The organism is Mucilaginibacter calamicampi (genome assembly GCF_042676765.1).
Taxonomy (GTDB): domain Bacteria; phylum Bacteroidota; class Bacteroidia; order Sphingobacteriales; family Sphingobacteriaceae; genus Mucilaginibacter; species Mucilaginibacter calamicampi.
In genome coordinates this window covers 265,559-291,261 of record NZ_JBHTHU010000002.1, presented here as the reverse complement: position 1 = coordinate 291,261, position 25,703 = coordinate 265,559, and the positions used below count along the sequence as shown (strand labels likewise).

Genomic DNA, 25,703 nt, shown 5'->3' with positions numbered 1-25,703 from the left:
GATCGTCCTATACCTACGAAGCCCTGCCCAAAGTAAGCTTCAATTACCTGGGTCAGTTTGATAACAAGGAAAACGAATGGCAGCTGGCGGGCGAAGCCAGCGGCACAGCCATGTCAGCAGCGAATAAAGACCCCCATACGATCAATATCAACGGAGGGGTAAGCGGGGGCAGGCTCAGGTTCAGCATCGTAACCACGCTGGGTGCAGCAGCCACCACCCGTTTAGGCGAACAGTACAAAAAAGAGCTAAAAGCAGTAATCGCCCATTGTATGGCAAAGCTTGCAGCCAGCGGCAAAGGCTATACCACAGTAGATTTCCCCGGATTAACGATCAGCCAGACCTTGCTGGATCAGTTAACCGCAAAAGCTAATACAGCGGGTAGGGAGATCACTCACCTTTATCCCGCAACAAGCCTGCAGCAAGGGTTTATTCATCACGCGCTGCTGCGGCCGCAGGACGAAGCTTACCGGGTACAGCTGCTGTACGATTACAAAGGCAGGCTGGATATAGCAAACTATGTAAAAGCCTGGGAAAATGTAATAGGCCAATACCCCATCCTGAGAACAGCCTTTAACTGGGAAGAAGAAATGCTGCAGGTGATCTATACCACAGCCGCCTTAAGCTGGCAGGAGCACGATCTGAGCCACCATCACAGCCAGGAGGCAAAAGACGCGGCGATAGCACAGCTCCAGGCAGCAGACAGAAAGCAAGGCTTCGATCTGACCCAGCCGGGACTGTTGCGATTGCATATCATCAAACAGGCAGCAGACTATTATACTATTCTCAAGACAGAGCACCACAGCATTGCCGATGGCTGGAGCAACCCGGTACTGTTAAGCAGTGTTCACCGGAATTACGAAGCCCTGCAGGCGGGTCAAAAACTCAACATAGCAGCAGACAGTGCCTATCCCCAGGCACAGGCGTATATAGCAGCCAACAAAAGCCGTGCGCAGCAGTACTGGGAAGAGCAGCTGGCAGCAGTAACAGAGGCCAACAACATCAATGCCCTGCTGAGCCGGCCAATAGACCAGCGGCAATACCGTGGTCTGGAGAAACCCGGATGGCAAACGCAGCAGCTCAGTACAGGGCTTTACCGTTCATTAAAACAACTGAGCCGGAAAGAAGGCATCACGCCGAACGTGATCCTTCAGTATGCCTGGCATAAGCTGCTGTCGGTATACAGCAACAGTGAAAAAACGATAGTAGGCACCACGGTATCCGGCAGGAACATCCCTGTAGCAGGAATAGCAGAAAGCGTAGGGCTGTACATCAATACCCTTCCGCTGGTAATAGACTGGAACAATAAGAACAGCATCAGCAGGCAGCTGCGGCAGATCCATGAGCAGATCAGCGGGATGAATGAAAACAGCTACGCTGACCTGGCCAAACTGCAAAAGGGAGGCGAGCGGCTGTTCCACAGTTTGTTTGTGTATGAGAACTACCCGATGCCGCAGGGAGAAAAGACAGCAGCAGCAAAAACAACAGCAGACACAATAGAAAACACAGAAAAGAACCACCCGGGCGACGAACTGTCAAAGATCAGTTTACGGGGGATAGCCGAGCAGGTGGACTACCCGCTGCATGTTACGGTTTATGAACAGGGAGAAGAGCTGATGGTGAAGCTGGGATATGACGGTGCCCATCTGGAGGAAGCAAAAGCGAAGGAACACCTGAAAACACTGGAGCGGATATTGGAGCAGGTAGTAAGCGAAACAGAGGCCCCACACCGGCAGATGAGTTTACTCAGCGAGGCAGCCTATCACCAACAGATCAGTGAATGGAACNACAACTGAGCCGGAAAGAAGGCATCACGCCGAACGTGATCCTTCAGTATGCCTGGCATAAGCTGCTGTCGGTATACAGCAACAGCGAGCAGACGATAGTAGGCACTACGGTATCCGGCAGGAACATCCCTGTAGCAGGAATAGCAGAAAGCGTAGGGCTGTACATCAATACCCTTCCGCTGGTAATAGACTGGGATAATAAGAACAGCATCAGCAGGCAGCTGCGGCAGATCCATGAGCAGATCAGCGGGATGAACGAAAACAGCTACGCCGATCTGGCCAAACTGCAAAAGGGAGGCGAGCGGTTGTTCCACAGTTTGTTTGTGTATGAGAACTACCCGATGCCACAGGGAGCAAACACAGCAGCAAACCACCCGGGCGAGGAACTGTCAAAGATCAGTTTACGGGGGATAGCCGAGCAGGTGGACTACCCGCTGAACGTTACGGTTTATGAACAGGGGGAAGAGCTGATGGTGAAGCTGGGATATGACGGTGTCCATCTGGAGGAAGCAAAAGCAAAGGAGCACCTGAAAACGCTGGAGCGGATATTGGAGCAGGTAGTAAGCGAAACAGAGGCCCCACACCGGCAGATGAGTTTACTCAGCGAGGCAGCCTATCACCAACAGATCAGCGAATGGAATAATACAGATAAACCATATCCAACAGATCAGACGATAGCCGGCCTGTTTGAGGAGCAGGCAGCAAAACACCCCGGCAGAACAGCGCTGGTATATAAAAAACAAACACTCAGCTACAGTGAGCTGAACGAACGGAGCAATGCCTTGGCGCGACATATCAGAAAAACCTACCAAACCAGAACAGGATCAGCGATGCCACCGGACACGCTGATCGCGCTGCTGCTGGACCGGAGCCTGGAAATGGTGGTAGCCATCCTTGCCGTGTTAAAAGCCGGAGGCGCCTATGTGCCGCTGGATAAGGATTATCCAAAGGAGCGGATAGATTACCAGCTAACAGACAGCGGCGCTGAGCTGATCCTGACGCAAAGGCAACTCGAAACGGATCTTCCGGCAGACCAACTGATCTGCACCGATCTGAGCGAAGCGTTCTACCGGACAGAAGAAACGACGAACCTGTCCAAATACAGTAATGCGGACAACCTGGCTTATGTGATCTATACTTCCGGCACCACAGGTAAGCCTAAGGGTGTGATGGTGGAGCAGAAAAGCGTGATTAATACTATAAATGCACAATTTGACCTGTGCGATTTTAGCGAAATAGATCGTGCAACCGCCTATACATCATATGTTTTTGATGTTTCTGTAGCCGAGATTTTAGGTAGCTTGGTCAATGGCATCGAACTCCATATACTGTCAGATAAAGTGCGTTATGAAAATGAGGTGCTGTCTGAATATTTAATAGCGAATAAAATTAATCAGGTTTACCTGCCGCCGGTGTTGTTGAGCACGCTACCCTTAAAAACCTATCCAGATTTAAAAATTTTGATTTACGCCGGAGAGCCTTGCGACAGGCAAACCGCAAAACAATGGTCGTCTAAGCTGAAACTGTTTAACTTTTACGGCCCGACGGAATTAAGCATTTATACTACCGCCAGACACATTGTTAAAGATGAGGTGGAGTTGATCGGCCAACCGATCTGGAACACACGTGTATATGTGCTGGACAAGTACCATCAGCCGGTACCGCTAAACGTTCCCGGGGAGTTATACATTTCAGGTGCAGGATTGGCGCGGGGCTATTTAAACCAACCGGAACTAACAGATGCCAGGTTCATAGCGAACCCCTTCGCCGAAACAGGCTACGAGCGGATGTACAAGACGGGTGACGTAGTACGTTGGACGAAGGCAGGGGAACTGGAGTACCTGGGGAGGAACGACGAGCAGGTAAAGCTTCGGGGTTACCGGATAGAGCTGGGAGAGATAGAGAACGCGCTGCAGCGGGTAAGCGGTATAAGGCAAAGCAGCGTACAGTTAAAGCAAAAAGGGGGGCACAAATACCTGGCAGCCTACTATACAGGGGAAAGCAAGCCGCAGGAAGAGCTGATAGCAGCCCTGTCGGCCCAACTGCCGGAATACATGTTACCTGCAAGTTACGTCTGGCTGGAACGCTTCCCTTTGACCGTAAACGGGAAGCTGGACAAGCGATCGCTTCCGGAGCCGGATCAGACCCAGGGCGAAGAAAGCTACACGGCCCCTCAGACAGAAGCCGAGGCGGTCTTGTGCGTGATCTGGCAGGAAGTACTGGGATTGGAACGGGTAGGAGTAACAGACGACTTCTTCCGTATCGGANAAATGGTGGTAGCCATCCTTGCCGTGTTAAAAGCCGGAGGCGCCTATGTGCCGCTGGATAAGGATTATCCAAAGGAGCGGATAGCCTATCAGCTAACCGACAGCGGGGCTGAGCTGATCCTGACGCAGCGGCACCTCAACCCAGAACTTCCTGCAGACAAGCTGATCTGCACCGATCTGAGCGAATCATTCTACCGGACAGAAGAAAGTACGAACCTGCCCAAATACAATAACCCGGACAACCTGGCTTATGTGATCTATACTTCCGGCACCACAGGTAAGCCTAAGGGTGTGATGGTGGAGCAGAAATCGTTGACACAGTTTATATATAACTTTAATGATTATCTGGATATACATGCAGACGATCCTGAAAGGAACACATTGAGCCTTACTAACTATGTTTTCGATATTTTTGGGTTAGAGTATGCATTGCCACTAACTACAGGGTATTGTATTACGCTTTCTTCGTTAAATACGCTCACTGCTGAAGAGATATTGCGTTGTAACGTCATCCAGCAAACGCCGGGGATGATGGGCGAGCTTTATCGCATGTTTCCGCATATTTTAAACAATAAGATAGGTGTAGTGGGGGGCGAAGCTTTAACGTCATCTCTGGCTAAAGATCTCAAAAAGGCATTCAGGCAGGTTTATAATATATATGGCCCTACAGAAACTACCATCTGGAGTACGGTTTACTTAATAGATGATCAGGAAAATACGTATATCGGCAGCGCGTTATTTAACGAGAAAGTTTACGTATTGGACAAAAACTATATCCCGGTGCCCGTAGGTGCCGAGGGGGAGTTGTATATAGGCGGCGCGGGCTTGGCGCGTGGTTATCTGAATCGCCCCGAACTGACAAATGAACGCTTTATACCAAATCCCTTTGCTACGGCGGATGACAAGGCAAAAGGTAATAACCGGATGTATAAAACCGGTGATCTGGTGCGCTGGACCGAAGAGGGGCGGTTGGAGTTTATCGGTCGCAACGATGGGCAGGTAAAAATACGTGGCTTCCGCATAGAGTTGGGCGATATCGAATCAGCGCTGTTAGAGGTAGACGGAATACGGCAAAGCTGCGTACTGGTGCGTGAGCGTGAAGGGCAGGACGGTGCGCTGAAGTATCTGGCAGCCTACTACACGTTGCAAGCGGGAAGAGCTTCGATCGATGAGGATAGCATTAAATCTGTTTTATTACAGAAACTGCCTGAGTATATGATCCCGCTTACTTTCATAGAAATGAAATCGTTCCCGCTAAATGTTAGTGGTAAGTTGGACAGACGGGCACTGCCGGAGCCGGGATTGATCTATCAGCCGGAAAGCTACTTAGCCCCGGAGGATGAAATGGAGATAGCATTTTGCCGCATATGGCAGGAGGTATTAGGGGTTGAACGTGTAGGGATAACAGACGACTTCTTCCGTATTGGCGGCGACTCGATGTTGGCTATTAAAGTGGTAAATCGTATGAATAAGGAAATGGGAACGGACATAGCGCTGGCCGATCTGTTCAGGCTAAATAACATAAGAGATCTGCTGGGCGAAAGCAGCGTAACGAAGTTAAATCCCGAGAACGAAGAGTGGGAAGCGTAACACAAAGTACCAAACAAAGCATGGAAAGTATCAGTGATTTTTTGAGCGAAATAAGACTGGATAACGGTGCCATCTGGCTTGCCGACGAATCACTTAAATTGTTTACGTCTAAAAAAATGCAAACCGATGAAACGCGGCAGTTTATATCCAATAATCGTAGTAGTCTGATCAGTATTCTTCGTGATAATTGCATTCTTTCAAAAGAAAAATTCGCGGAAGTAACTATTCTGCGCAATGATACAGAAAGCCATTACCCGTTAAGCGCCGCCCAGGAAAGATTGTGGTTCATTGAGCAACTTGAAGAGGGAACCAACGCCTACCATATTCCCACAGTGCTTGAACTTGGCCCTGGTACTGAAGCGGAGGGAGTTAAATATGCGCTGCAACAAATTGTTTTGCGCCACCAGGTGCTGCGAAGTACAATACAACAACCGGAAGATCTGGATTACCCTGTACAAAAAGTTAACAACCGACCCCTGGTTTTTGAAGAGACGATATTAAGCGATGCCGGTAATTTAAATGCACTCATCCGGGCTGATATTAACAGGCCGTTTGATCTGAGCGCAGAAAATCCTTTAAGAGCAAAATTTTATAAAGTTATATCGGTAGATGGCGAAAGCCGTACTATTTTGCTGATCAACATCCACCATATTGCTGCTGATGGCTGGACGCTGGATATATTCAAAAATGAGCTGTTTGCCTATTACGAGGCTTATATGGCCAACGATCATGAATTTACCTTACCCGCTCTTGCTATTCAATATAAAGACTTTGCATTATGGCAAAAAGCTTATCTGAAAAGAGAAGTTTTACAGGGACAGCTAAACTATTGGAAGAACAAACTCTCGGGCTTTCAAACACTTGATTTTCCAGCTGATCATGCCCGTCAGATTAAGAACGATTACAGGGGCGCTAGCCTGCAATTTACAATAGGTGCCGAAGCAAGCGCCAATTTAAGGGCGTTGGCACAAAGCACCGGTACGACACTCAATAGTGTTTTGCTGAGCGGCCTCAATATTTTACTGAGTAAGTATACCGGGCAGCAAGATATTGTTACCGGCAGCCCGGTGGCCAACCGGCACCTTGAGCAACTTGAGGGTCTGATAGGCTTTTTTGTGAATACAGTAGTTAACCGTACTATTCTTGGTAGAGAGCAAACCTTTCGCCAACTGGTTACGCAGGTGCATAACGAACAAGTGCAGATGCAGAAACACCAGGATATCCCCTTTGAAAAGTTGGTTGAGGAATTGAACGTAGAGCGCGACCCGGGTAGAAACCCGGTTTTCCAGATTCTTTTCAGCGTGCAGAATTTTGGAGCAGGCGAGGATATAACCCAGGCAAAAACCTACTTCCGCCCGTTTTCTGTTTTTGATTTTTACGATGTAGAAAAATTTGATCTTTCATTTACAATAGATAGCAGCAATGTGGAACTGCAGGGCCGGATAAGTTATTCTACATCATTGTTTGAGAAGAACACGGTTGAAAGTTTAGCTGCTCATTACGTAGGCTTGTTAACCCAGCTTTCGCGAACGCCGGATGCGTATTATAGCAAAATAGGACTGCTGGGTGCCCAAGAGTACAAACGGGTTATATACGACTGGAACGTTACAGAAAAGGATTTTCCGCGGGATAAAACCATTAACAAATTATTTGAGGAACAAGCCCGCCGCAATCCCAATAGTATTGCGTTGGTATGCAATGGTCAACAGTTAACTTATGCTGAACTGAACACGCACAGTAACCAATTGGCCAGGCGCATAAGGGCTGAATATTACAAAGCAAACTCGGTTCAAATACCTGTTGATACGGTCATTGCGCTTTACCTGGACCGTGGCTTCGAAATGATCATCGGCATATTAGGCGTATTAAAGGCCGGCGCGGCTTATGTGCCTATCAATATAGATCATCCTAAAGAAAAAACAGACTTTATACTTGCTGATACAGGGGCGCAAATTATCCTTAGTCAGCAGCGGCTATTGAGCGATGAAAAATTACCTGCGGAGAAAGTGATGCTGATCGATCTTACAGAAGGTTTTTATCAAACAGAGAGCGACACTAATTTAGAACCGAATGCCTGCAGCACGGATCTGGCATATGTAATATATACCTCAGGCACTACCGGAAATCCGAAAGGTGTAAAGATCGAGCATCATTCGGTAGTGAACAAAATCAGTTACTTTATAGCTAATCATGGTGTGAATGCAGCGTTTAATATTGGCGCTAAAATTCCGTACAGTTTTGACCCATCAGTCAGGGAGATCTTTATTGCACTGCTTTCAGGAGCGCGACTGACCATTGTAGCTACCAACCTGTATAATACTGATGAACTGATCGGTATTATACAGCAGCAGCAGATCAATCTACTGATATTTATACCTAGCCATCTCAATTTATTTTTGTTGAGTTTGAAGAATCATAGCAGCTACAGTGAGGCGCTGACATCTTTAAAAATCATCTATTCCTGTGGTGAAATACTTCCAGGCAGCCTGGTACTCGAGATTAAAAACCATCTGCCTGATGTAAAGTTGATCAATCAATACGGCCCTTCAGAAGCTTGTCTGTGCAGTTTTGAGTTTGATACCAGCAAAGTGGACAATATCAACTTAAGCCGTTCTGTTCCGGTTGGAAAAATAATCGATAACGGAAAAGCGTATGTGTTAGACACTGATTTCAATCCTTCGCCCATAAACGCTGTAGGTGAAATTTATATCGGGGGGGATGGGTTATCCCGTGGTTATTTGAATCTGCCTGAGCTGACGGAACAACGATTTATAGCCAATCCTTTTGCCACAGAGCAAGATAAAAAAAACGATTATACGCGTTTATATCGCACAGACGACCTGGGTCGCTGGTTACCAAATGGCGATCTTGAATTTATAGGCCGGAATGACGACCAGGTTAAAATACGCGGTTACCGGATTGAAATGGGTGAGGTAGAAGCCGCTTTACGACGCGTTGACGGTGTAGGGCAATGCTGTGTGATTACCAGGGACAGGGATACCGAAACCGGCCCGCTCAAATATCTTGTTGCGTATTATGTGACCAAGAAAAACAGCACTTTTCAGATTAACCCTAAAAGCATAACGGCAGAGCTGCAAAAAATGCTCCCCGAATACATGATTCCCGACGTTTTTATTGAGTTGGATTTTTTACCGCTTACCACTAACGGTAAGTTAGATAAACGCGCACTACCCGTTGCAAGTATTTCGCAGATTACTGAAGGATATGTTGAGCCCGTAACAGATAAAGAATTGGTATTGTGCGCTGTATGGAAGAACGTGCTGGGATTAGATCGTGTTGGCCTGACGGATGATTTCTTCAGAATTGGGGGTAATTCTATGCTTGCGCTGCATGCCTCAAGGGGAATGGCTAAGGCCCTGAACCAGGATTTTCGCGTGGCGGATCTTTTCAGGTTCAAATCTATTGGCGCTATTTTGAAAAACAGCGCTTTGCAACGGGATAATTTTAACGGATTGGCCAAGGAATATCACCCGGGTAGCGGAAGCGAACTCGAAAAAATGATTTTCGTACATCCGGGCGGCGCAGGAGCCGAAGTGTACCAGGACCTGGCGGATTTACTGGCCCAACGTTTTAAGTGCATCGGAATTGACAATTATAACCTGCATGCTGCCAACAGGATCACTACCCTGCATGAAATTGCGAAGCTGTATCTACGCGAAGTGGAACAAAATTATGTTTTAAGCCAACCTGTAAATCTGTTGGGCTGGTCGTACGGTGGATTACTGTCTTTAGAAATGGCATCCATATTAGAGCAAAGAGGCTTCAGCAACATTAACGTGTTTCTATTGGATACAATATTGAAAGACGCGGTTATGTGGAGCATACTGGATAGTGAAAATAAAGATGATGCGCGCTTGGAGATGAGCCTCGAGCTTAAAACAAATCTTCCCGAAGGTGTTAGCGAAAGTGAAATAGAACGATATCTGTCGTGCTTTGAAACCGACCGTGAAATTTCGCGCGCAAACATAAGCAACAGGTTGCAACATACACACGTTCTGTTGTTTAAAGCTTTGAAAGATAACCCGGTACGCAATGCCAGTTTAGACGAACCCTACAATCAGCATAAACGACGACTCGCTTATAATAATGTAGAACTGGTTGCAAATTACCTGCGGGTAATTAATTTAGACTGTCATCATCATGATATTTTGGAGAGTGCCGTTTTAATTGCGGATGCTTTATTAGAAGCATAAGTCAGCCACATGTAATTAATAAACATTTATTTAAATATGACCGTTCGGTCATTTATATTTGTACTGTAATTAAAGCAGATGACAAAGGCAGAAAAAACCAGGCAGTTTATTATTGAGAAGGCAGCGCCTATATTTAATACAAAAGGTATGGCCGGTACTTCCATGAGCGACATAATGGAAGCTACCAAACTGGCTAAAGGCAGCATGTACGTACACTTTGAAAATAAAGAGGACTTGTGCAACGCCGTTGTGGATTATAACCTGGATAGTTTATCTAAAAAAATATCGGCTGCTGTAAATAAGCAAAAAACAGCAAAAGGTAAGTTATTTGCCTATTTTGATTTTCTGAGCGACCCGCTTAACCCGCCAGTACATGGAGGGTGCCCGATGCTTAATTTTGGGATGGAGGCCGATGACACCAACCCGGTTATCGCTCAAAAAGTTAACAAAGTATTACAGATATCTATAAAAGGAGTGGAGTCTGTCATTCAGCAGGGCATAGCGGATGAAGAATTTAAAGCAGACTGGAACGCAAGCGAGTTTGGAGTAAAATCAATTGCTATGATTCAGGGCGGCACGCTGATGTCGCGTGTTTCGGGTAGTAACGCGCAATTGCAGGTCATTATAGAACTGCTAAAAAGGGAAATAGAAGAGCATATCAAATAATTTCTTTTAATAAATAAATGACCGATAGGTCATAAATAAACTCACAAATAAACTTAAGACGATGGAAAATCAAAGTATCGAAAAAGTGTTATACACCGGCAAAGTGCATACAACAGGTGGTAGAGAAGGCGGCTCAGCTCAAAGTTCTGATGGCCTGCTAAATGTTAAATTAGCGGTTCCCGGCAGTAACGGAGATGGAACTAATCCTGAGCAGCTTTTTGCGGCAGGTTGGTCGGCCTGTTTTTTTAGCGCGATGAAGATCGTAGCTGGTCAATTAAAAGTAAGGTTCCCGGCAGACGCTGCTGTTGACGCAGAGGTTGACCTGGTTAGCGGTACCGAAGGCTATGCATTGCAAGCCCGGCTCAATGTAAACTTGCCGGGTATTGAAAAAGATGTGGCCCAGGCTATTGCAGACGGTGCCCATCAAATCTGTCCTTATTCAAAAGCGACACGTGGCAACATCAACGTTAAAATAAAGCTAGTTTAAGCAAAAAGCCTGTAAATTTAAATTTACAGGCTTTTTAGTTTTATTGGTTGGGCCATTTTAGCTCTGTTCAATCTCTTTTAAACTATCCATTTTTTTATAGGCTAAAAACCCTTTAATATCCTCAAAATGTTCGCGAACCCGCTTGTGTCCAAATTCAAATACTTTCTTCACCAGTCCGTCTAAAAAGTCCCGGTCGTGCGATACCAGGATCAGGGTGCCATCAAAATCCTTCAGCGCATCTTTAATAATGTCTTTGGTTTTCATGTCTAAATGGTTGGTGGGCTCATCCAGTATCAGCAAATTTACAGGTTCCAGCAATAGTTTGATCATGGCTAAACGGGTTTTCTCTCCGCCAGAAAGCACTTTTACCTTTTTTGTAGTATCATCACCGCTAAACATAAAAGCACCTAAAAGATCCCTGATCTTGAGGGAATTGTCGGTTAAGGGAATCTGGTCAATCGTTTCAAATACAGTCAGATTCTCATCCAATAACGCGGCCTGGTTTTGGGCAAAGTAGCCGATTTTGGCGTTGTGGCCAATCTTTAAGCTGCCCTCAAAATCGATCTCGTTCATGATGGCTTTGATCATGGTAGATTTACCTTCGCCATTTTTACCAACAAATGCAACCTTTTCACCTCGCTCTATCACCATAGATGCATTTTTGAACACTAGGTGATCGCCGTAGCTTTTGGTAAGATCCTCTACCATTACGGGATATTGGCCCGAGCGTGGCGACGGCGGGAATTTCAGTCGCAAAGCGGATGTATCCACTTCGTCTATCTCAATAACTTCAAGCTTCTCCAGCATTTTTACACGCGATTGCACTTGCAATGTTTTGGAATAAGTTCCTTTAAAACGGTCTATAAATTCCTGGTTATCTGCAATAAAGCGTTGCTGCTCCTCGTAAGCCTTCAATTGATGGACGCGACGATCAGCACGTAGCTGCAAATAGTGGCTGTATTTGGCTTTATAATCATAAATACGCCCCATGGTAACTTCAATGGTGCGGTTGGTTATGTTATCGACAAAAGCACGATCATGCGAGATAACCATCACAGCTTTAGCAGAATTGACAAGAAAATCTTCCAGCCATTGTATACTTTCAATATCCATGTGATTTGTTGGCTCATCCAGCAGGATCAGATCAGGTTTTTTCAATAAGATCTTGGCCAACTCAATCCGCATGCGCCAACCGCCTGAAAATTCAGAAGTTTTGCGGTTAAAATCATTCCGCTCAAAGCCCAGGCCTTTAAGCACCTTTTCTACCTCCGCATCATAGTTGGTCTCTTCTACACTGTAAACTTTTTCGCTAAGTTCTGATACTCTTTCGATGAGCTTCATGTAGTCATCGCTGTCGTAATCGGTACGAATTGTCAATTGCTCGTTCAACTCATCCAGTTCTCTTTCCAATTTATTAGCCTCGTCAAAGGCCTTCATGGTTTCTTCAAAAACTGTCAGTTTATCTTCTGTGAGCAAATGCTGCGGCAAGTAAGCAATTACCGCCTCTTTGGGTCCTGTAACGTTACCCGTTGTAGGTTTGGCTTCGCCGGCAATTATCTTAAGGATGGTGGATTTTCCGGCGCCATTCTTTCCCATCAGGGCTATCTTGTCGTTCTCGTTGATGGGGAATGTTACATCACTAAACAGGGTTGTTCCGCCAAATGAAACGGAAATGTTATTTACATTGATCACAGTATACTAATATTGAAATGAGCGGCAAAGATAGCAGATATTAGCGCCAGCCCAAAGCCGGAGCGATATGTTGTAAAATAGCAGAAAGCACATGTACATTGTAATCAACACCTAAAGTATTCGGAATGGTCAGCAAGAGCGTATCCGCCTCTTGGATTGCTTCGTCCTGTGCCAATTCCTTAACTAATTTGTCTGGCTCGGCGGCGTAACTTTTGCCAAATACTGCCCGTTTTTCGGGTTCGATATAACCAAAACTATCTGTTGATTTACCCTGTTGCCCAAAGTAATATCTGTCCTGATCATTTATCAGCGCAAATATAGACCGGCTCACAGATACCCGGGGTTCGCGAGCGTGCCCGGCCTTTTTCCAGGCTTCTTTATATATTCTGATCTGTTCTGCTTGCTGAATATGAAATGGTTTGCCGTTTTCATCAAACTTGAGGGTTGAACTTTGTAGATTCATACCATTCTCTGCAGCCCAAACAGCGGTAGCATTTGAGGCCGCTCCCCACCAAATGCGTTCCCGCAAACCTTCTGCGTGTGGCTCCAGGCGCAACAACCCCGGCGGATTAGGAAACATAGGATAGGGGTTAGGCTCAGCAAACCCTTCACCATCCAGTCTTTGTAAAAACTCCAATGCCTTTTTACGTCCCATGTCTGCATCGTTTTCTCCTTCATCAGGTTTGTAACCAAAATAACGCCAACCCTCAATAACCTGCTCCGGCGATCCACGGCTAATGCCCAACTGTAAGCGCCCGCCTGATATAAGGTCGGCAGCACCGGCATCTTCTACCATGTAAAGCGGATTTTCATAGCGCATATCTATAACGCCCGTACCAATTTCTATTTTGCTCGTTTTAGCCCCTATAGCGGAAAGCAAGGGAAAGGGCGAAGCCAATTGACGCGCAAAGTGATGCACGCGGAAGTAAGCGCCATCTATACCTAATTCTTCTGCGGCAACAGCCAGATCTATTGATTGCAATAAAGTATCACCAGCCGTGCGGGTGCCATACGAAGGGTGGTCAGACCAATGCCCGAAGGATAGAAATCCTATTTTTTTCATAGTTCAAAGTTAGTATCAATGGCGCGACCTATTATCACGGTTTTGTCTGATTAAAACAAATGCATAATTTGTTTATTTTGACAATGTATGAACCGCAGACTTAAATTGATAAATTGGGTAAAGGCGCAGCATGATGGGCAGTTGATAAAAGATACCAATGCGCCATATTTTGATCATGTATTGGCAGTCGCTAATCATGTGGCTGGTACAGGTGCTCTAAATTACGAGATTGGGCTGTGCCATGATCTGCTGGAAAAAACAACAGTTACATCTATTGAATTGTTAGCACAAATAAAGGGGTTTGGCTATGAAGAGGAGGAAGCCGGACATATAAACAGCTGCGTTAACGAACTGACGCGTCAATTTACAAAGGCTGATAACCCATTACCCAAAAAAATGCGTAAGGCTTTAGAAGATGAGCGCTTATTGCAGATAAGCCCCGATTCGCAAACTGTTAAATATGCAGATTTTTCTTATAACGCAGGTTGGATGATGACACACGACCGCCACCACGCCAAAGACTATCTTACCAGACATATTGAATTGATAAAAGAAATGACAGACGGAAACACCGGTTTGCGCGAAGAAGTATTAAAACAATTATATAAACTATTAGCAGAAGTGATTTAACTTTCGGCGCAGCAGCCCCACCGCCAGATACAACCGGCTCAATAATTTTAGTTCAAAGCGTAACGCCGCACTTTACTCATAAAATCGGTCAAATCAAACGGCTTGGCAATATGATCATCTGCTCCACATTCTGTTTTGATCTTTTCCAGATCGCTGTTGGCAGATACCAGCAGTACAGGTATGTGCTTTAGGTCGTCCTGTCCTTTAATGTATTCGCACATGGCAAGGCCATTTTCACCTTTAAGTGTCAGATCAAGGAGAACCAATCCAACATCACCATTTTGCACTTTCTGCCTCGCTGATCTCACATCCGCTAAACTTATCACTTTTAATCCTTCAGTTTCCAACAGAATACAGATCATTTCGGCAATGATCGGTTCATCTTCAATTACAAGTACTTTTTTATCCATACCGCTACTCTGCAAAACAAGCGCCAAATATGTGTAAAATGATCAGCGTGGGAGAGCTTATAATAAAATCTGCATTACCAACCACCAAACTGTTACTGTAGCAAAACACAATAACATGCCTATACCAATAACAAGGTTAGCCAAACCGGGGTTGAGCTTATACTCACCGGCTACTATGCTGGCTGACATTAACGGAGGCATGGCCATTTCAAAAATGGTTACCTGTGTTACTACTCCGCGTAGCTGAAAAGCAAGTGCAATTAAAGTAAGAACGGCAGGTGCGATCAACAATTTGTATAACAGCGTTGCGGATATGTGTTTCAATTGATTTTTATAGCCCTTAAAACTTAATTGCAAGCCTATTGAAAACAAGGCCAATGGAGCTACCGTTCCTGCCAAACGATCAAACAGCGGGTCAAGTGCCGATATATCAATAAAGCGTGGTAAAATTAAAGCAAGGCCACAGGCCCAAAATGCCGGAAACGAAAGCATTTTTTTTACAAACACTTTAGGAGATACCTGCTGCGATGCAGATGACGAATGTATAGCTAACGCCACACCAAGTGTAGTTAATATTATAAAGCCAATCTGGTCGCATATAACGGCTATAGCAATATCCTTGTCAGAAAAAAAGGCGGCCACCATAGGGAAACCCAGGAATGATGTATTGCTTATTCCGCCTGTTAAGGTTAATCCTGCGGCAGTAGATTTGGACAGTTTTGCACGTGCCGAATAAAAGCGGATGTACGCGTAGGCACCCACCCAGACCAGTACCGGCGCTAATAGCGGAAAAAGTAAATGCAAGCTCCATTGGATGTGCGGCAGGTATTTAAAAGAAACTGCCGGCATAGCCAAATAAAGCAACCACGCATTAATGCCCTTGTGTGCATCTAAAGGTAAAATGTTTAATCGTCTTACAAATATTCCGGCAATTAGGCATATGCCGATTATTAAAAAGTTGGTCACAGACGGGAAAATACTATCTGCAAATTTAATAATTAAAATACTTATTGCGGCGTAGCCTCAGATGCAATAAATTATGCTTCAGTTCTATGTAACGACTTATAAAGCTTTTTTATTTTTTTAGCATCCTTTTCCAACTTTTCAACCAGATCATGCACATCGTTGGTCTTTATGCTTTTTAGTTTAAAGATTATCTGGTCTTTGGTTTCGTAAAGCGGGCGCAACTGATTATTATCATTATAAAATTCAACGCCTGCAAAAAACTTAGCCAGGTGGTCTTGATTTTTGTTACGAAGCCTGGTCTGCTCTTCGGCAACAATTACGTTTGTTATCAAACGGTCATAGTAGTCAAAATGGGCAATGAGGTCTGATACCTCCAGTGCCACCACATTAAAATCCATATTATTTCATCTAAAGCAGGCAATATAAGCATTGCATCAACAATGTAAACCGCCCTAACAAAAACTTAATATTGGCTTTAAGTAATCTGTTATTTCGCGATTATTCTTTCCCCTGCAAATAACTGTTGCTATAATAACTGATACGCTATTACAAAATAATTTGTTCGGGTTTATACAAACGAACAATAATTTTCGTCGCTACGTGTAATATTGTATCAAACTAAGCCACTAACTAAATAATATTAAAAAGGTGTAACAGAGTACTATGTTATACATCTAACTTATATATTAACTGGTTACGTTGTGTTTAAAAATTAGTTTATATTAAAACTTATACCCCTTACCGCAATTAAATGAAATTTACATTTTGGGCATTATTAGCCATTTTTCTCTTCGCGCAAACATCCTTTGCGCAAACCTCGCACACTGTGAAGGGCGTTACTATCGATTCCGTCACGAAAGCTAAATTTAGCGGCAGTGTAAGCGTTCTTAACGCCAAAGACTCGGTTTTACGCAAATTTACTTATGCTGATGATAACGGTGCTTTTAGCATAAGCGGGCTGCCGGCCGGCAAGTACCTGTTGTTTGTTACTTACCCTGGCTACGACAATAAAATGAGTCAGTTTACCCTGGCAGCACCCAATGATGTTAACGATCTGGGGAATGTTGGCATGAGCGTGATAGCAAAGACATTGGGTGAAGTAACCATAAAGAGTACCCCGCAGGAAATTAAAATAAAAGGAGATACGCTGGAGTATAACGCTAAGGCGTATGTTATACAGCCTAACTCAAAGGTAGAGGATCTGATAAGACAGATGCCCGGTGTAGTGATAGATAAAAATGGTAAAATTACTGTGAATGGGCAGGCCGTACCAAAAGTACTGGTGGATGGTGAGGAGTTTTTTGGTGATGACCCAACCCTTGTTACCCAAAACCTGCGTGGTGATATGGTTTCTTCTGTGCAGATATACGACAGGAGGAGCGATCAGGCATCATTTACCGGGATAGATGATGGACAGCGGATAAAAACCATAAATGTTAAACTGAAGGAAGACAAGAAGAGAGGCATCTTCGGCAAAATATCGGCGGGCGCAGGTACCGATGATTATTACGAGGCACAGGGCATATTTAATAAATTTACCGCCAGAAGTAAATTTGCCGCTTATGGCACCTTTGCAAACACCGGAAAAACCGGCCTGGGCGCAGCGGATAACAGCAGGATTGGCTCATCAAACAATTACGCGCAGATAGCCGATAATGGGGGCATATTTGTACAGGGCGGAGGCGATGATGATCTGGATGCCAGCTCAGGCAATTACAATGGTAACGGTTTGCCGGAAGTTCAGGCAGGCGGAGCGCATTATGATACGAAGATAAAAAATGATGCTACCTTAAACGCTAATTATAAAGTGGGTACGCTTGATGTAAAAGGCGTATATAACTCATCAACGCAGGTAACTATACCGGGTAATAAACAGGATCAAACCGCCTACCGCGATCTGCACAACAACACGTTCAGACAAAAGGCTGATCTTACTTATTTTACTAAGTTGGACACTTCATCAACACTGAAAATAGGTGTGGATGCAATAACAAAGCACTTAAGAGTTGATAATAACCTGTTAACAACCATAGTAGGCGAAACGGGTAATATATTAACGAATGAAAGAAGGATAACCAGTTCTGACAATCATCAGAAAGGGATAAATTTAAATGCCTTATACACCTATAAATTTAAAAAGCCTACGCGTACTTTTTCATGGGCAGTGTCTCAAACCTATGCCGAGAATATAGCAGAAAACTATTTGTACTCGGTACAGTACAGGACTAATAAACCTGATAGCGTAACAACCGACCAGTATAAACCAATTACCGCAAAAAACACATCATTTAGCAGTAACATGAATTATACCGAGCCCTTGTCAAAATACCTTGCGTTACAGCTTAATTACGGCTTGGGTATAAGCAATACAAATTCTGATAAACCAACCTTTGACAAATCAGGATCAGGGCTGTATAACAGCTTTAACAACATTTATAGTAACGACTTCAAGATAAATACATTGACCAACCGTTTTGGAGGTATATTCAATTACCGTAAAAATAAAACCATTTTAAACTTCGGTACCCGCGCATCGCTTGTTGATTATGAGCAGACTGAACGATATAGCGGCAGGGTGTTTAAACGCAGTTTTGTTAACTGGTCACCTCAGGCAACTTATCAATATCAACCGTCGGCACAAAAAGTGTTTTTACTTAGTTATTCAGGTAACATGTCGCAACCAAGTGTAGACCAATTACAACCGATACTTAATAACAGTAATACGTTAAACACAGTTATTGGTAATCCTGATCTGAAGGCACAATTCAGTCACAGTTTACAAACCATATATCAATCACAAAAAATTATAACAAGGCAGTCGCTGGCGTTGGTTGCTTCAGGTAATTTAACTGAAAACCAGATAGTGCCCAAAATAACCAATGACCCTAAGACAGGTAAAACAGTTACCCAATATGTTAACCTAAGTAGCGAAAGGCAATACAATGTAAACTTTACAGCGCAAGGAAGCCAACGCATAACCGGCACAGAGGTAGATATACGCTTAGCCCTTAACGGAAGCAGAAGCGCAAACTATAGCTTTATTAATGATAGCTTAAACCGGGTAGACCAAACCAGCTTTACGGTACAGGTAGGGATGCAAACCGTTAAATTTCAAAAATACGAATTGCAAGTTGGCGTAGCGCCTACCTACAGTTTTAATAAAAACTCGTTAATACCGCAAAATAATAATAACGCTGCGGGTTTGAATGTTAACGCGCGGGGCGCTCTTTATCTACCTCTGAAATTTATCTTAAATTCTGATGTGAATTACCGTTATTCTGCAAAAACACAGAATATTCCGGCTATTAATATGACCATATTAAATGCTTCGTTAAGTAAAACACTTCTTAAAGAAGACAAATTGAAATTGACGCTATCGGGTATAAATCTGCTGAATGCCAATCCAACGCTAAGCAGGAGTGTAACGTCAACTCAAATCTCGCAAAGTAGCTTTAACACCATAATGAGATACTTTTTGCTAAGCGTAAGCTGGGACTTTACAAAATTTGGAACATCAGCAGCAACAAACTAATTATCATGAAAAAGACAATCATAACGCTCATCACTATATTAATTACAGGCACTACTTTATTTGCGCAGCAAAGCGTTCGTTTTGTTACCAGCGGAACTATTGAGTATCAGAAAAGGGTTAACACTTTCCAGGTAATGGGGAACGTAGTTGCACCATCTGCCGATGCAAACATAAAAGCAAGAATAACACAGGTTGTAGATCAGTACAAAAAAACGCAATCACAATTTGCAACGTTTAACAGCAGCTTAAGCTTTAGCGGTAATAAAACCTTACTTACGCCTATTCTGCCTGTTACACCTTACCAGAGCTTTCAGTTAAACCCGATAACTGCCGAATCTAATACCATTTATACAGACCTTGCTGCAAGCAAAATTGTGATGGAGAAAGATGCCATGGGCGAGCAGTTTTTGCTAAGTGACAGCACACGTAAAGTAAAATGGAGAATAACTAACGAGACCCGCGATATATTAGGTTACAATTGTATCCGAGCTAATGGGATAATATCAGATTCTATATACGTTGTAGCGTTTTACGCAGACAAAATAAGAGTTAGCGGCGGGCCTGAACTGTTTACCGGCTTGCCGGGCATGATTTTGCAGTTAGCCATACCGCATGAGAATGTATCATGGGTAGCTACCAAAATAGTTGATTCGGAACCCGCTAAGGCAATAGCGCCTCCAAAAAAAGGAAAGCCGGTTACTACCCAGCAATTGATAGCCACCATAAAAAAAGGGATGGATGCCTACCGGGTAAGCGGTATAAATGTGGACTATTACCTTAAAATACTAGGACTACTGTAAAAAAAAGTGCCGTTAGTTATAACGGCACTTTTTTTTGACTGTTTCATCAGCGTTTTATAATTACAAGTATTGCCAGTAAGGCATCTATATTGGTTCTTAAATACCTAATGGCCTTGGTGAGATGGCTTTCGACTGTCTTTTCTGAAATTTGCAATTGTTTAGCTATCTCTCTGTTTGTTTTATGCTGATTGCGACTAAGTTCAAAAACCGATCGGCATTTTATCGGAAGCTGGCTAACAAACGCGTCAACGGTTTCTTTTAGCTCCTTATAATTTATATAGCTTTCGGTCGGGTTTTCAAGTTGATTGTCGTTTACAACTAAAAGCGACTCGTTATAACTGTTTTTTACAGCTTCTGCGCGCTTGTAATTTAATACTAGATATTTGATAGACGTATGTAAATACCCCGTTAACGAAGTGTGTATTTTTAGCTGGCGACGATTTATCCAAAATGTGGTAAAGAAATTTTGAACAATTTCCTGCGCGGCTTCCCTTTCTCTTAGTCTTTTATAAGCAGAGCTATAAAGCTCAAGCCAATAGCGGTTGTATATTTCTTCAAACGCCGCAATATCTCCACTTTGTAAAAGCGCTATTAATTCATCGTCTGAAAGGGCAGCTAACTTCGTCATTTTATAATTGAAGCAATTTGCTTTAAGCAGCAGTGTCTAAAAATTTCGGTTTGCGGATATATAATTAAATTCAATTTAGCTATTTATTTTAAATAATTGTTAATGTAACATTTATAAAAAAATATTTTGATAAAGACTAAGGGTAAGGCGCAGGTTAAGGTACATGCTTACATAGACCGATTTATTTCTGTATTAAAATTCTTCATGAAAAAAGACCTATCTGTAGCTCTACTTGAAAAATATTTCAAAGACGAGTGCAATGAAATTGAAATTGCCGAGATCAATTCATGGTATGATTCGTTTGATTCATCAAGCGACGATATCTCCCAGCTTTCTGAACAAGAACAACAATTGTTTAAGCAGTTAATGTTAGGCAATATTCTGGAAAATATCGGATATGGTGAAAAAGGGAAGGAGCGGAGTTTAGACCAGGTAAAACCCAGCCGCGCAAGAGTAGTTTTGTTTGCTACAAGTATAGCTGCTGCTGTGTTGTTGTGTTTTTTTCTTATCAATAACGGGGCACAAAGGAGCCTTAATGTAGCCGCAAGTAAGCAGCAACATGCTAATAATAACGTTGTGGCAAATAACATAACCAATGCCATCCAAAAAATTGTATTGTCAGATGGTAGCAGGGTATGGCTTAGCCCTAATTCAAAACTAACCTATCCAAAATCTTTTGCTGTACACAACCGGCAAGTGTCAATGACAGGGGAAGCCTTTTTTGAAGTAACTAAAGACAAAAAAAGGCCATTTTCAATTTTCAGCGAGAATACCGTGACCAAGGTATGGGGAACAAGCTTCCGTATAAGGGCCTATAAGAATGAATTGACCAAGGTAAGTGTGGTAACCGGTAGAGTGTCTGTAAGTGTTGCCGTTCAGCCTAAATCCACATCAGATGTAAAGCAAGTTGCTGTTACCGCTGTAAGACAGGAGCTGATGCTGACTCCTGATCAGGAAGCGATATACGACAGGAAATTAAACTTCCTTAAAAAGAACGTGGAAATTACCGATCCATCTATCAGCATTTGGAAAAACACAAGTATATCCTTTGAAAATACACCCATGCCGGAGGTGTTTAGAATACTCAGCAAAAAATTTAAAGTTAATATATCATCAACTGATAGTAAGATCAACAGCGATTATTTGAATGCCGATTTTACTAACGAAAGCCTTCCATCAATTATGGAAATAATAAATAAAAGCTTAAATGTTAGTTATACCGTAAAGGGTAACCAATTTATTTTACAAAGCAATTAATATCAGCCAATTATAAAAAAAACCAGTTATAAAATCAGTTAACCTAAATTAACCCGTATGGATAAAAAAATAAGCTAAATATTCTTTTACTAAAAAAAAGGAACAGGAGTGCTGGAGACACTTCTATTCCTTAAAGTTTAGACCCTGTTGAACGCCTTTTTCAAGGTGAAGTGGTCTTTTTTGTTTCATTTTTTTTAAAAAACTAACATTTAAATGTATGAAAATTTATTTACCAAATAATTTTTCCTGGAAAATTATGAAAATCACTTTTGGTCAGATTGTACTAATTCTCTTTTTTACAGGAATGTCCTATGCAAATCCAAGCATAGGGCAAGCTTTGTTAGAGCGGCGGGTTGATTTTAATATTCAAAACTCAAACCTTAAAACCGCTTTAACGCAACTGGAAAAGCAAACCAGCTATAGATTTGTATACCGCAACAGCCTTGTTGAAAAGGAAGCGCAAATATACGTCGAAGCAAAAAACGAAAAGCTTGGGGATATCCTTGCGAAGTTGTTAGTACCACGAGGCATTGCATTTGAGGTAATTAGCAACCGTATTGTATTGAGTAAAATTAAGGTTGATGGAGCCTCTGCAGCAGAAAAGCCCGGTTCAGTAATAGTAGAGCCTATTGCCGTAACTGTAACTGGTAAGATAACCGACAGTAAAGGCGAGCCACTTGTTGGCGTTAGTGTATCTGAGCAGGGTACATCAAGCGGAACTGTTACCAATCAAAATGGTAATTATAGCATTGCGGTAGCCGGCAACAACTCTGTGCTGGTGTTTCAATATATAGGCTACGAAAGCAAAATCGAAACTGTTGGGGCCCGCACTGTTATAAACGTTGTATTGCAAACACAAACAAAAGCCCTTGACGAAGTTGTTGTAACTGCTTTAGGCATAAAAAAGGAATCTAAAAAGCTGGGCTATGCAGCAACCTCTGTGAAAATTGACGAGATAACCCAAAACCGCACTACCAACGTAATGACTTCTTTAGAAGGTAAAATAGCTGGTTTGGATATCGCTCCGCCGGCCGCGGGTGCCGGTGCAAGTAATCGCATTCGTTTGCGTGGGCAGTCGGGGTTTTCCGGTCAAACCAATTCGCCGCTAATAGTTATTAACGGTTTGCCAATGGATCAAGGTTCGCGTAGCGCAGAGGGTGCGCCGGGTATAGATCAGGGCGACAACCTGCAACAAATAAATCCGGATGATATTGAGTCTATGACGGTGCTCAAAGGTGCAACATCTGCTGCGCTATATGGCTCACGAGCCGCAAACGGCGCGATTATTATAACCACCAAAACAGGTGCTAAAAATTCAAAATTCGGTGTAGAGATCTCTTCAAATTTTTCATCTAACCAGGCGTTGGATTATACTAACTACCAAACTGTATATGGTACAGGTGTTGGTGGCAACCGCCCGGTATCGGTGTCAGATGCAGTAGCAAACGGCAGCCAATCATGGGGTGCAAAATATGATGGCGTTCCAACAATACAATATGACGGTGTTTTGAGACCATATTCGCCCGATAAAAACCGCATAACAGAATTTTACAGGACAGGTAATTCGCTCACAAATACAGTAGCCCTTTCTGGCGGAAATGCTTCAACAAGCTTCAGAATTTCGTTTTCCAACCAGGATGCTAACGGTATTTCGCCTAATAACGATTATCATAAAAAGATATTTAACCTTGGCCTAAACAGCAAGATAACTGAAAAGCTATCACTTGTGGCCAATATTAATTATACACACGAAGAAAACAATAATCCTCCGATGGTTGGTGTTCAGGGCATTGGGTTTTCAAGCTTTCTTCACCGTATGCCTTTAACACTTTCTAACGAGACGCTGAAAGCGAGTGCTGTTGGTCCTGACGGTAACCTATATCCGAATAACCCTTTTGGCGCGCTATTAACCAACCCTTATTATCTTATTGGCAGAATGTTCAATTATGCTAAAAGAGACCGTTGGCTGGGCACCATTTCGGCCAGGTATGATTTTACTAAGTGGTTGTACCTGCAGGGACGTGTAAACGCAGACTTAGGCTACAACACCAACGAAAGCAATTTGCCTCACGGCGTAGGCGTTCCGCTGCGTAACAGTACAAACACGGGCTGGGCCGGAACTTACAATATTAACACCGGTTTTAACAGGCAAATGAATATGGATTTCCTGTTAGGAACCAGTCATAAGATCGGCGACTTTTCAATAGACGCGAGTGTTGGTGGTAATATGTATACAGTTAATAATAACAACACTACCCAAGGGGTAACAGACTTTATTGTGAAAGACCTCTATAGTATAGGTAACGGCGTTACTAAAACCCAAAACTACGGTATCAGCAGATCGCAGGTAAACTCCGCTTACGCGTTTGCAGATTTTGGCTATAAAGATTTCTTGTATTTGAATGTTACCGACAGGGTTGACTATTTTTCGGTACTTACACCACCAAGTTCAATAGTGGCTAATCCTAAAAATTCGTTCAATTACCCATCTGTAAGTGCAAGTTTTATTTTTTCTGAATTGTTGCCCAATATCACATGGTTAAACTATGGTAAATTAAGAGCAAGCTATGCAGCTGTAGGTAATGCCAATGGCGTTAATCCTTTTAGCAGCCAGCTTACTTATTCAATAGCGCAACAGCTTTTCGGAACCTATCCTATTGGAAGCATTGCTAACGGAAGCAACCCGAACCCATATATAGCGCCTTTCAGTGTTACCGAAAAGGAGATTGGTTTGGAAATTAAAACCCTAAATAGTCGGTTAAACTTTGATATAGCCGTTTACGACAAAAGAACTAATAACCAGATATTACCGGTTGACTTGTCTCCCGCTTCGGGCTATGGCAGCACAATTGTCAATATAGCAAAACTGAAAAACACCGGTTTGGAAGTTGCAATTGACGGAACTCCTGCAAAGAGCTCAAATTTCTCGTGGACCATATCAGCCAATGCCGCTTATAATACCTCAAAGGTATTGGAACTAAACCCGGGGCAAACCCGGCAGACAGTGGTGTATTTTAATGGCACAGGCAACGAGTTTCTGGGCAATTTAACTTACGATGTAGGCAAGGAGATGAACCAATTGGTCGCATACACCTATCTGCGTAACGCTGCCGGGCAGATCATGTTAAGTAGCTCCGGCAAACTATTGCAATCAGCTAACATGGTAAATTTTGGTAGCGCAAATTCAAAGGTAATTGGCGGCATATCAAATACTTTCCGCTACAAAAGCCTGAGCTTATTGGTGAGCATTGATGGTAAATTTGGCGGTAAAATGTTTTCGTCAACAGCCCTGAACGGCTTAAGATCGGGCATGAGCCAGGCATCTTTAGTGGGCCGTGACGGTGTTGTTTTTGATGGCGTGTTACCTAATGGCAATAAGAATAATGTATCTGTTGATCCCAGAATATTTTACGCTGATTATCGCACCCTGCAAATTGCAGATCCATTTGTATTCAGCAGCGACTTTATCAAGTTAAGAAATATTACCCTTACCTACGATTTTACCAAACTAATGAGCAAAAATGTAAAGTTTGTTAAAGGGTTATCCGTTTCTGTTTTTTGCCGGAATGCAGCATTATTGATGAAACGCATACCTGATGTTGATCCGGAAGCCTTCGCGTCAACAAGCGACAGCCGCTTAGGATATGAGCAACATACCGAACCAACTACCCGCACATTAGGGCTTAACTTAAATGTAAAATTTTAATAGCACAGATC

The 25,703-nt window shown here is 43.3% G+C and carries 16 protein-coding genes; 10 read left to right on the top strand and 6 right to left on the bottom strand.

Annotation, left to right across the window (positions count from 1 at the left end; all coding sequences use genetic code 11):
• The first annotated feature begins 110 nt into the window (after positions 1-110).
• The 5 genes from ACFQZS_RS05500 to ACFQZS_RS05480 all read left to right on the top strand — a co-directional run bounded on the left by ACFQZS_RS05500 (position 111) and on the right by ACFQZS_RS05480 (position 11,008).
• Positions 111-1,793: a condensation domain-containing protein gene (locus tag ACFQZS_RS05500; RefSeq protein ID WP_449288895.1), complete on the top strand. Its 1,683-nt coding sequence runs from the start codon at positions 111-113 to the stop codon at positions 1,791-1,793.
• A complete protein-coding gene (locus tag ACFQZS_RS05495) occupies positions 1,778-5,641 on the top strand; it encodes a non-ribosomal peptide synthetase (protein ID WP_377098083.1) in 3,864 nt (1,287 codons plus the stop codon). The genes ACFQZS_RS05500 and ACFQZS_RS05495 overlap by 16 nt, the downstream gene beginning before the upstream one ends.
• 20 nt (positions 5,642-5,661) lie before the next feature.
• Positions 5,662-9,855: a non-ribosomal peptide synthetase gene (locus ACFQZS_RS05490; RefSeq protein ID WP_377098081.1), complete on the top strand. Its 4,194-nt coding sequence runs from the start codon at positions 5,662-5,664 to the stop codon at positions 9,853-9,855.
• Between the two features lie 78 nt (positions 9,856-9,933).
• Complete coding sequence (locus ACFQZS_RS05485; RefSeq protein ID WP_377098079.1) at positions 9,934-10,521, top strand: TetR/AcrR family transcriptional regulator; 588 nt, start codon at positions 9,934-9,936, stop codon at positions 10,519-10,521.
• 61 nt (positions 10,522-10,582) lie between these two features.
• A complete protein-coding gene (locus tag ACFQZS_RS05480; protein ID WP_377098077.1) occupies positions 10,583-11,008 on the top strand; it encodes an organic hydroperoxide resistance protein in 426 nt (141 codons plus the stop codon).
• Between the two features lie 57 nt (positions 11,009-11,065).
• On the opposite strand, the gene ACFQZS_RS05475 is transcribed toward ACFQZS_RS05480, so the two are convergent.
• Both ACFQZS_RS05475 and ACFQZS_RS05470 read right to left on the bottom strand, forming a co-directional pair.
• Positions 11,066-12,700, bottom strand: a complete 1,635-nt coding sequence (locus ACFQZS_RS05475; RefSeq protein ID WP_377098075.1) for an ABC-F family ATP-binding cassette domain-containing protein — start codon at positions 12,698-12,700, stop codon at positions 11,066-11,068.
• A gap of 40 nt (positions 12,701-12,740) precedes the next feature.
• Positions 12,741-13,763, bottom strand: coding sequence for an LLM class flavin-dependent oxidoreductase (locus tag ACFQZS_RS05470; protein WP_377098073.1), 1,023 nt, complete (start codon positions 13,761-13,763; stop codon positions 12,741-12,743).
• 87 nt (positions 13,764-13,850) lie between these two features.
• Here ACFQZS_RS05470 and ACFQZS_RS05465 point away from each other — a divergent pair, with 87 nt between their 5' ends.
• On the top strand, positions 13,851-14,393 hold the full coding sequence (locus tag ACFQZS_RS05465; protein ID WP_377098071.1) for a hypothetical protein: 543 nt from the start codon (positions 13,851-13,853) through the stop codon (positions 14,391-14,393).
• A gap of 47 nt (positions 14,394-14,440) precedes the next feature.
• Here the strand turns inward: ACFQZS_RS05465 and ACFQZS_RS05460 are convergent, their stop codons facing one another.
• The 3 genes from ACFQZS_RS05460 to ACFQZS_RS05450 form a co-directional block, all read right to left on the bottom strand.
• Positions 14,441-14,803: a response regulator gene (locus tag ACFQZS_RS05460; RefSeq protein ID WP_377098069.1), complete on the bottom strand. Its 363-nt coding sequence runs from the start codon at positions 14,801-14,803 to the stop codon at positions 14,441-14,443.
• A 57-nt stretch (positions 14,804-14,860) separates the two neighbouring features.
• On the bottom strand, positions 14,861-15,769 hold the full coding sequence (locus ACFQZS_RS05455) for an AEC family transporter (RefSeq protein ID WP_377098067.1): 909 nt from the start codon (positions 15,767-15,769) through the stop codon (positions 14,861-14,863).
• A 71-nt stretch (positions 15,770-15,840) separates the two neighbouring features.
• On the bottom strand, positions 15,841-16,167 hold the full coding sequence (locus ACFQZS_RS05450) for a hypothetical protein (RefSeq protein ID WP_377098065.1): 327 nt from the start codon (positions 16,165-16,167) through the stop codon (positions 15,841-15,843).
• A gap of 353 nt (positions 16,168-16,520) precedes the next feature.
• Between ACFQZS_RS05450 and ACFQZS_RS05445 the strand changes: the two genes are divergently transcribed.
• Both ACFQZS_RS05445 and ACFQZS_RS05440 read left to right on the top strand, forming a co-directional pair.
• On the top strand, positions 16,521-19,301 hold the full coding sequence (locus tag ACFQZS_RS05445; RefSeq protein ID WP_377098063.1) for an outer membrane beta-barrel protein: 2,781 nt from the start codon (positions 16,521-16,523) through the stop codon (positions 19,299-19,301).
• Between the two features lie 5 nt (positions 19,302-19,306).
• On the top strand, positions 19,307-20,101 hold the full coding sequence (locus ACFQZS_RS05440; RefSeq protein ID WP_377098062.1) for a GLPGLI family protein: 795 nt from the start codon (positions 19,307-19,309) through the stop codon (positions 20,099-20,101).
• 46 nt (positions 20,102-20,147) lie between these two features.
• On the opposite strand, the gene ACFQZS_RS05435 is transcribed toward ACFQZS_RS05440, so the two are convergent.
• The gene (locus tag ACFQZS_RS05435; RefSeq protein ID WP_377098060.1) at positions 20,148-20,729 is read right to left on the bottom strand and encodes an RNA polymerase sigma-70 factor; all 582 of its coding nucleotides are present in this window, start codon (positions 20,727-20,729) and stop codon (positions 20,148-20,150) included.
• Positions 20,730-20,855: 126 nt separating this feature from the next.
• On the opposite strand from ACFQZS_RS05435, the gene ACFQZS_RS05430 reads away from it, so the two are divergent.
• Both ACFQZS_RS05430 and ACFQZS_RS05425 read left to right on the top strand, forming a co-directional pair.
• A complete protein-coding gene (locus ACFQZS_RS05430) occupies positions 20,856-21,986 on the top strand; it encodes a FecR family protein (RefSeq protein ID WP_377098057.1) in 1,131 nt (376 codons plus the stop codon).
• A 256-nt stretch (positions 21,987-22,242) separates the two neighbouring features.
• Complete coding sequence (locus ACFQZS_RS05425) at positions 22,243-25,692, top strand: SusC/RagA family TonB-linked outer membrane protein (protein WP_377098055.1); 3,450 nt, start codon at positions 22,243-22,245, stop codon at positions 25,690-25,692.
• The last annotated feature ends 11 nt before the right edge of the window (positions 25,693-25,703 follow it).